This is a genomic window from Haloferax sp. s1 (assembly GCF_058382125.1).
This window is the reverse complement of sequence record NZ_JBZRPK010000166.1, coordinates 1-1,581: the sequence shown is the minus strand read 5'-3', so window position 1 is coordinate 1,581 and position 1,581 is coordinate 1. Positions and strand designations below refer to the sequence as shown.

1 protein-coding gene and 1 pseudogene are annotated in these 1,581 nt (G+C 60.8%); both read left to right on the top strand.

Annotated elements, in window-relative coordinates:
- Positions 1 to 1,081, top strand: a 1,081-nt coding sequence (locus QT222_RS01305; protein WP_491476050.1) for an extracellular solute-binding protein, incomplete at its 5' end; no start/stop codon positions are given.
- Positions 1,082 to 1,581, top strand: a pseudogene (locus QT222_RS01300) (iron ABC transporter permease); the annotation flags it as partial.

Here is a 1,581-nt window from a genome sequence, read left to right as displayed (position 1 = left end):
GGTATCAGCTGGGCTCGCAGGATGTGCCGGAACTCTGGGAAGCGGTGAGTCGAGTGGAGAGACGTTCGGTGTAGGTTATGGTGACTATCAGACGACGGTGAAGGCCGCTGATTTCCCGAAGAAGCTCTACGTCTATGCCGTCCAGTCGGGGTGGTCGAATTGGCCTGCCATCATGCAAGCGTTCGAAGAGCAGTACGGCGTCCCACTGAACGACGACGACCGGTCCTCGGGAGAGGCACTCAATGACCTCAGAGCCCACGCACAGAACCCGACACACTCGGCGTACAACGGCGGGTACACCTACGGCATCCTGGCGATGAACGACGGGTTGACCCAGGCGTACAAGCCCGCAAACTGGGACGCGGTCCCCAAGAAGTTGAAGACGGACAACGGCCACATGACGGCGACGCGCCGCATGACGACGGCGGTCACGTACCGAAAGGACCTCTACGAGGAGCGCGGCCTCGACGCTCCGGAGACCTGGGACGACCTCCTCCAACCGGAGATTACCAAGGACCTTGCGCTCCAGACGCCGACCGCCGCCGTTGGGTTGGCCGCTGCGCTCTCGGTCAACAACGCTCGTGGCGGGTCGCTCGACGACTTACAACCGGTCATCGACTACTACAAGCAGATCAAAGACGGCGGTGCCGAGTTCACCGACAACTTCCTCGCACAGTTCACGAAAGGCGAGTACGCGACGTTCATCCGGTACGACTACTCGGGGCTCAACCTCAAGTACAACAACGACGAAATCGCCGAGGAGAACGTCGGCGTTGCGCTGCTCAAGGGGAAGAACGGAAATAAAGGCGCGTTCAACCAGCCGTACGGCTACGGGATGCTGAAGGACGCGCCGAACCCGGGTGCGTGTAAACTGTTCATGGACTACGTTCTCTCGCTCGAAGGCCAGCGAAAGTTCCTCGACGCGTACGTGCGTCCGATCCGCGCTCCCGAACTGGAGATGCCCGACGAGTTCCCTGACCAGAGTACCTACGACGAAACCGAATTCCAGGTCGACTACGGGTCGCTCGTCGAGAAGCAAGAGCGCATCATCCAGCAAATCAACCGCGAGGCCAACCTGTAGATGACAACAGACGGGGAACACGGTTTCGAGCGGATAGCCACTCAGAAGACCGGCATCCAGTGGACGGAGTGGCGACGCGAACGGGTTCGTATCCTCCTTCTCTGTCTTCCCTTCGCTGTCCTCGCAATTACGGCCGGGGTCGTCCCACTGTGGGAGATGGCGAAGATTAGCGTCTCTGAGTCACAGTTCGTGACCGGTGGATTCACCCTCGACGCCTACGAGACACTCGTCACCGACCCCTACTACCGAAGTGTCGCGGTCAATACGATCTGGTTCGCGGTTGCCACGACGCTCGGCAGTCTGGCCGTGGCGGTACCACTCGCACACGCCCTTGAGAAGTACGACCTTCCGGCGCAGGGTGCACTCGTCACCGTCATCTCGTTTCCGAACAGTTTGCCCGGCCTCGTCGCCGCGCTCATGATCATCCTCCTCCCCCGAAACAGCGGTGTCCTCACGAACCTCTTTGCGGTGTTTTCGGGGCGAGCCCCGACGTCGCTCGC